Source organism: SAR86 cluster bacterium (genome assembly GCA_029268615.1).
In the GTDB taxonomy this organism is placed as follows: Bacteria; Pseudomonadota; Gammaproteobacteria; order Magnimaribacterales; family Magnimaribacteraceae; genus JAQWNM01.
In genome coordinates this window covers 80,906-87,595 of the sequence record JAQWNM010000015.1, presented here as the reverse complement: position 1 = coordinate 87,595, position 6,690 = coordinate 80,906, and the positions used below count along the sequence as shown (strand labels likewise).

The window sequence follows — 6,690 nt, the reverse complement described above, 5'->3', positions numbered from 1 at the left end:
AACGCTTGGACCCTCCGTATTACCGCGGCTGCTGGCACGGAGTTAGCCGGTCCTTATTCTGCAAATAATGTCAAAATTAAAGAGTATTAATCTTTAATTCTTCTTCCTTGCTTAAAGTGCTTTACGACCCTAGAGCCTTCTTCACACACGCGGTATAGCTGGATCAGGGTTGCCCCCATTGTCCAATATTCCCTACTGCTGCCTCCCGTAGGAGTCTGGGCCGTGTCTCAGTCCCAATGTGGCTGATCGTCCTCTCAGACCAGCTAAAGATAGTTGCCTTGGTAGGCCTTTACCCCACCAACAAGCTAATCTTACGCAGGCTAATCCAATAGTGAAAGCTTTCAAGAAGAGGCCTTCTTTCACCCTAAGGTCATATGCGGTATTAATTCGAGTTTCCTCGAGCTATCCCCCGCTACTGGGTATATTCCTACGTGTTACTCACCCGTTCGCCGCTCGTCAGCACCATGATCTTGCAAGCAAGATCAATTATGTCTGTTACCGCTCGACTTGCATGTATTAAGCTTACCGCCAGCGTTCAATCTGAGCCATGATCAAACTCTTCAATTGAATTCTCTAAAATTAAGTGTTTAGAACACTATGTTGTTTCTTGCCAAAACATTAAACTGATTTGACATAAACATGGTAAGTGACGCTTAATTATAAGCGCCCACACAAATTACTTTATTCTAATATTTAAAAAAACTACCCTGGTTAATGCCCGGGAGCGGTAGTATAAAGGATAAAAAATAAAAGAGAAGCCTTATCTTTTGATATTAATTTTTGCAAATCTTCTTTTACCAACTTGGCATATAAAAAGACCTTCCAGCGGCTTAAAATCATCAATGTTTATCACTTTCTTATCATTAATTTTAACAGCCCCCTGCTTTATTAACCTCAAAGCTTCGGAAGTACTTTTAACTAAATTTACCTCTTTTAATAGCCTGGGCAAGGTAATACCTTCTTTAGGTAATGAAAAGCTTACTTCTTGTATATCTTTAGGCTTTTTTCCTTTTGAAAATTGATTTACAAACGCGCCTAAAGCATTTTTACCAGATCCAACTCCATGAAATCTGTCAACTAATTCTTGTGCTAATAGAAACTTTATGTCTCTAGGATTTTTTTTATCATTTACAAAATCTTTATATTCTTGAATTTCTTTCAACGATTTGAAGCTCAATAACTCATAATATTTCCACATTAAATCATCAGAAATGGACATAATCTTACCAAAAATATCATCTGGAGAATCTTCAACTGCAATATAGTTTCCAAGAGATTTTGACATTTTTTTTATGCCGTCCGTACCTTCTAGCAAGGGCAGAGTCATACAAACTTGCTGAGGTTTGTTAAAATGTTTTTGTACATCTCTACCAAGAAGTAAATTAAACTTTTGATCTGTTCCTCCGAGTTCAATATCGGCATCCAGTGCAACCGAGTCATAGCCCTGAATTAATGGATATATAAATTCATGAATTAAGATAGGTTTTTGAGACTTATACCTTTTGTTAAAGTCATCTCTTTCTAACATCCTAGCTACGGTCTGAGTTGAGCTCAAATTTATAAAGTCATTAGGACTAAATTTACTCATCCATTCTGAGTTGTACCTGACTTCAGTTTTATTCTTATCTAATATTTTAAATACTTGTTTCTTATATGTTTTAGAATTTTCAATCACTTCATCTTCATTCAGTGATGGTCTTGTTTCATTTACCCCAGAAGGATCTCCTACTAAAGCAGTAAAATCACCTATCAAAAAAATAACTTGATGACCAAAATCCTGAAAAGTCTTAAGTTTATTTAGCACAACAGTGTGCCCTATATGCAAATCAGGTGCTGTAGGATCAAATCCTACTTTTACTCTTAAGCATTTCTTCTTTTTAAGCTTATTTTTTAATTCTTCCTTAGGTATAATTTCTTCGCAACCTCTTAAAAGCTCTTCTATGTTTTCAGTATTCATATTTGCTATTATTAATAAGACTCTTAACTTTTAAAACAACTTTAACAGATATCTATACCTTTATATTTAAACCTTATCCATTAAATGAAGTTGATAAATCAATTATATAAGTTTGCAACCTTATTAGCTAAAAAGCGGTCTATTTTTCTAATAGGTTGCTTTTTTATTTTACTTTCTCTCATCTCCTTAAACTTTAATGGAACTCCTGAATATAAAGAAAGCACTCTTCAGAACCAGATAAATATTGCAAAAATATCTATAAATGACTATCCAGAAATTAACCAAGATTCTAAACAAGTCATAATAGTTAAAAGAAATGACTCTCTAATTTCTATTCTAAATAGAGCAAACATTAATCGTGAATCTATAAAAAAATTAATTAGAGCAAAAAACAGCAAACTCCTTACTAAAATTAAGATAGGTGAAAAGTTCATTATTAAATCAAATATGAGTGGTGACTTAAAAGAATTAATATATCAAAAACGACTAACTAAAGGTGTTGAAGTGAAACTGCTAAATGCTGAATATCTAGTTAAACCTTATAAAAGGGAAACAGAGATAATGCCGATTTATAAAAAAGTAGTTATAGAGGAATCTCTATATGTAGATGGATTAAAAGCAAAAATACCTGATAGCGTGATAATGGATATGGCTTATATTTATGGCTGGGACATAGACTTCACTTATGATTTAAGACCTGGAGATAGTTACAGTTTAATTTATGAAGAGATATTATTAGATGGAGAAAGAATTAAAAATGGAGATATTTTAATAGCAAAGTTCTATTTCCAAGGAAAAGAACTTATAGCAACTAGGTTTGATCAAGAAAATGGAAAATCGGAATACTTTTCTCCCAATGGGGATAATATGAAAAAAGCGTTTCTTAGATCGCCAGTAAATTTTAGTTACATAAGTTCCAGATATAACTTAAAAAGAAAACATCCAATACTCTATAAAATAAAAGCTCATACTGGTGTGGATTATGCTGCTGCTAAAGGCAGTCCCGTGATAGCTACTGGAGATGGTACAATTTCTTATTCTTCTCTAAAAGGAGGTTATGGAAACCTTGTAGAAATAAAACACTCAGAGGATTATGCAACCAGGTATGCACACTTAAATAAGATTCATAAGAGAGCTTCATTAGGAAAAAAAGTTAAACAAGGTGAGGTCATCGGATATGTTGGCAAGACTGGCATGGCAACAGGTTATCATTTGCATTATGAATTCCATGTTAATGGGAAACATACGAACCCTCTTACTGTGAAGTTTCCAAATGCCAAACCAGTTGAAAAAAATGAATTGAAGAACTATGCACTAAATTTTTTAAGCAGAAAGAAGATGATTGATAATTATGAAAAATTGGAAAGTAGAAATGAAGAAATATGACTAGAGAGCTTTATATAGGTTTAATGTCAGGGACTAGTGCCGATGCAATCGATAGTGCATTAGTAGATTTTTCAGAAGGAAAAATAAATTTAATAAATTCTTTTAGTAAAAAAATACCTACTGAATTAAAAAAACAAATATTAGACTATAAGGACCTTACATCAGTAAATATCCAAAATTTATCTAGTTTGGAGCATGATCTTTCTGAACTATTCGCTGTTTGTGTTAATAAAATTCTTGTAAATTCGGAAATAAAACCTAAAGAAATAATAGCTATAGGGAGCCATGGCCAAACTATTTGGCATGCTCCTCAATTAAATAAACCTTACACAATACAACTTGGAGACCCAAATATAATCAGCTCTAGAACCGGGATAAGGACAGTTTCGGATTTCAGGAGAATGGACATTGCAAATAATGGAGAAGGAGCACCTTTGGCACCTTTATTTCATAAAAGGTTTTTTGGAAGAAATAAGAAAAATATAGCAGTTGTAAATATAGGCGGCATTTCTAATATTTCTTTTTTGGATGGAGAAAATGATCAAGATTTAGGTTTTGATATAGGTCCTGGAAACTGTCTAATGGATTTATGGATTAGAGAGAATACAAATAAGGATTATGATGATAATGGCGAATTAGCTAAATCTGGAAAGGTAAATCAGGATTTGATAAATATTTTTCTTAAGGATGATTTTTTTAATCGCTCTCCTCCTAAAAGTACTGGAACCGACTACTTTAATATTGATTGGTTAAATAGAAAATTATCTTTACTTGAAAAAAAAGAATCCATCAAAAATATTCAAGCATCTTTACTAGCTTTAACTTCTATCACAATCAGTAATGCCTTCAAAGAACTAAAAAAAACCGATGAGATATTTTTATGTGGTGGAGGCGTTAATAACAATTACTTAGTAGAAGATTTAAAAAAAATGCTTCCTGAAAAGATATCTTCTACAGAAAAGGTAGGTTTAAATCCAGACTTTCTAGAAGCAATTTGCTTTGCTTGGCTTGCCAAAAAAAGAATAGAAAAAAAATATCATGATCTAACTGGAATCACTGGAAACAGAAATAAGATATTACTTGGAAATATCTGTGAACCGCCTCGTTAGATGGAAAAAGATTCTCCACAACCACATGTTGTTATGGCATTAGGATTTTCTATAATAAATTTTGATCCAGATATATCCTCCACATAATCTATAATAGATCCTGTAAGATATTGTAAGCTTAACGGATCAACAACTAAATTAGCTCCATCTTTTGATATGCAAGTGTCTTCTTCATCTATAGCTTCGTCAAAAGAAAATCCATATTGAAACCCAGAGCAACCTCCGCCTGTAACAAATACTCGCAAATTTATTGCGCTGTCACGTTCTTCTTTAGATAAAGACAAGATCTTTTCAACAGCTCCGTCCGATAGTTTAAGAGCCTCTGGAGTATATTTTTCTAACATAGTATTATTTTAGGGCAAAGCATGATCTATATCAAAATCATTCATTAAATTGAAACATTGAATTGCTTGACCTGATGCTCCTTTCATTAAATTATCTATGGAAGAAATAATTACTAATTGGTTTTTGATGGATGATTTTTTAATAGAAATCTGACATTTATTGGTGTTGCTTACAGACAAAGATTCTGGAACTAATTCACCCTCTAAAACAGAAACATCGTTAAAATCTAAATAAAAATCATTATATAAATTTATCCAATCTTCATTTGAATTTTCCATGGATAAATACAAGGTAGCATATATCCCTCTCATCATGGGCACTAGATGAGGTACAAAGTTAAAACCAACTGGATATGAAAGCTTGGTGTTAATAAATTGTTCAATTTCAGGTGTGTGTCTATGCATTTCAACTCCATAAGCTTTAAAATTTTCTTCCATTTCAGAAGATAAAGATGTTTCAACAGCTGACCTACCTGCTCCTGTTAAGCCGCTTTTAGCATCGCATGTGATATCTATTATTTTCTTATGAGCATTAAGTAATGGGAGGATTCCAAGTAAAGTTGCTGTTGGATAACAGCCTGGAACAGCTACTAATTTAGCTGATGAAATTTCTAGCTTTTTATCTTCTACTAATCCATAAACAGATTCTTTTAAGGACTCAACGTCTGCATGAGGCATTCCATACCACTTCTCCCAAACTTCAGAATCTTTTATTCTAAAGTCCGCAGATAGATCAATAATTTTAATATTTTCTGCTAAAAATTTCTTAACCAAATTCATTGAAAACCCGTGAGGAGTAGCAAAAAAGATAACATCACAATCTAAGAAACTGTTAACTTCTGGTTTACAAAAACAAATATTTGGTAAATTCTTGATATTTGGATAAATCTCTTTAATTTCTTTACCAAAATGATCTCTTGAACTTATCGCTTGCAATTCTGCTTCCGAATGGGCTGAAATTAAACGTATTAATTCTTCTCCTGTATATCCAGAACCGCCTATTATTCCAGTTTTTATTGCTTTTCTCATGATAATAATATTTCTGCAAGTATAATTAGAGTTAAATAGATTATAAGACATGATCAATAAAGAAAAAAATAAAGATGCAATCTAATATTCCTAATATTCCTACTATTCTTGTTATAGGCGGACATGACCCTACAGGAGGAGCAGGAATTCAAGCAGATATTGAAACTATCAAGTCACTGAATTGTCATCCTGTGACTTTAATAACTTGTTTAACATCTCAAAACACTTATGAATTCAAAAATCTTATTCCAGTAGATTCAAATTTTTTTAAAGAGCAAGCTAACTTATTAATATCAGATGTAAATATTGATTATATAAAAATTGGCGCTATAGGAAGTATCAATATTGCTAATGAAATCATAAAAATCTTAAAAAAAATCAAAAAAAAAGTTATCTTAGACCCAATTATATCTGCATCAATGGGGGGGAAGCTCACTCATTCAAAATTACAAAAAAAAATCAAAGAAGAAATATTTCCTTTAAGTTATTTGATTACTCCTAATGCTGATGAAGCTATAAAATTTAGCAAAGGAATTAATTTACAAAATCCAGATTGGACATTTTCAATTAATTCTAAAAATATATTACTAAAAGATATTCACCCAAAAGAAAATAGAATTATTAATCAATTATATCTATCAAATAAATTATCTAAACAATGGTCTATAAAAAGAAGTCCTAAAAATTACCATGGAACTGGGTGCACTTTAGCAGCTGGAATATCTGCTTTTCTTGCACAAAAAAATAACCTAGAAAAGTCTATAGATCTTGCTTTGAAATTTGTTAAATATTCAATGAAAGACTCTTTTGAGCTTGGTAAAGGACAGAGAATCCTGAGGAGGGTATCAACATCAATAGAATAAAT

The 6,690-nt window shown here is 32.1% G+C and carries 6 protein-coding genes and 1 rRNA gene; 3 read left to right on the top strand and 4 right to left on the bottom strand.

Going from position 1 to position 6,690, the window contains the following annotated elements:
- Both P8J93_08030 and tyrS read right to left on the bottom strand, forming a co-directional pair.
- Positions 1–567 (bottom strand): 16S ribosomal RNA (locus tag P8J93_08030); the annotation flags it as partial.
- Positions 568–760: 193 nt separating this feature from the next.
- Complete coding sequence (gene tyrS, locus P8J93_08025; protein MDG2061744.1) at positions 761–1,957, bottom strand: tyrosine--tRNA ligase; 1,197 nt, start codon at positions 1,955–1,957, stop codon at positions 761–763.
- An 84-nt stretch (positions 1,958–2,041) separates the two neighbouring features.
- On the opposite strand from tyrS, the gene P8J93_08020 reads away from it, so the two are divergent.
- Together P8J93_08020 and P8J93_08015 are read left to right on the top strand one after the other, a co-directional pair.
- Entirely contained in the window at positions 2,042–3,343 is a 1,302-nt protein-coding gene (locus P8J93_08020; GenBank protein MDG2061743.1) for a peptidoglycan DD-metalloendopeptidase family protein, read from the top strand.
- Positions 3,340–4,452 carry an anhydro-N-acetylmuramic acid kinase gene (locus P8J93_08015; GenBank protein ID MDG2061742.1) on the top strand — a complete coding sequence of 371 codons (1,113 nt, stop codon included), beginning with the start codon at positions 3,340–3,342 and terminating at the stop codon, positions 4,450–4,452. The genes P8J93_08020 and P8J93_08015 overlap by 4 nt, the downstream gene beginning before the upstream one ends.
- On the opposite strand, the gene erpA is transcribed toward P8J93_08015, so the two are convergent.
- Both erpA and argC read right to left on the bottom strand, forming a co-directional pair.
- Complete coding sequence (erpA, locus tag P8J93_08010) at positions 4,449–4,796, bottom strand: iron-sulfur cluster insertion protein ErpA (protein MDG2061741.1); 348 nt, start codon at positions 4,794–4,796, stop codon at positions 4,449–4,451. The two genes, P8J93_08015 and erpA, sit on opposite strands and share 4 nt — an antisense overlap.
- Before the next feature lie 9 nt (positions 4,797–4,805).
- A complete protein-coding gene (gene argC / locus P8J93_08005) occupies positions 4,806–5,825 on the bottom strand; it encodes an N-acetyl-gamma-glutamyl-phosphate reductase (protein MDG2061740.1) in 1,020 nt (339 codons plus the stop codon).
- Positions 5,826–5,899: 74 nt separating this feature from the next.
- Here argC and P8J93_08000 point away from each other — a divergent pair, with 74 nt between their 5' ends.
- Positions 5,900–6,688 (top strand): hydroxymethylpyrimidine/phosphomethylpyrimidine kinase, encoded by a 789-nt coding sequence (locus P8J93_08000; protein ID MDG2061739.1) that lies wholly within the window; start codon positions 5,900–5,902, stop codon positions 6,686–6,688.
- The last annotated feature ends 2 nt before the right edge of the window (positions 6,689–6,690 follow it).

Bases quoted from the DNA above. Each gene is read 5' to 3' on its own strand.
- argC (MDG2061740.1), bottom strand. From the start codon at position 5,825: ATGAGAAAAGCAATAAAAACTGGAATAATAGGCGGTTCTGGATATACA.
- erpA (MDG2061741.1), bottom strand. From the start codon at position 4,796: ATGTTAGAAAAATATACTCCAGAGGCTCTTAAACTATCGGACGGAGCT.
- P8J93_08000 (MDG2061739.1), top strand. From the start codon at position 5,900: ATGCAATCTAATATTCCTAATATTCCTACTATTCTTGTTATAGGCGGA.
- tyrS (MDG2061744.1), bottom strand. From the start codon at position 1,957: ATGAATACTGAAAACATAGAAGAGCTTTTAAGAGGTTGCGAAGAAATT.
- P8J93_08015 (MDG2061742.1), top strand. From the start codon at position 3,340: ATGACTAGAGAGCTTTATATAGGTTTAATGTCAGGGACTAGTGCCGAT.
- P8J93_08020 (MDG2061743.1), top strand. From the start codon at position 2,042: ATGAAGTTGATAAATCAATTATATAAGTTTGCAACCTTATTAGCTAAA.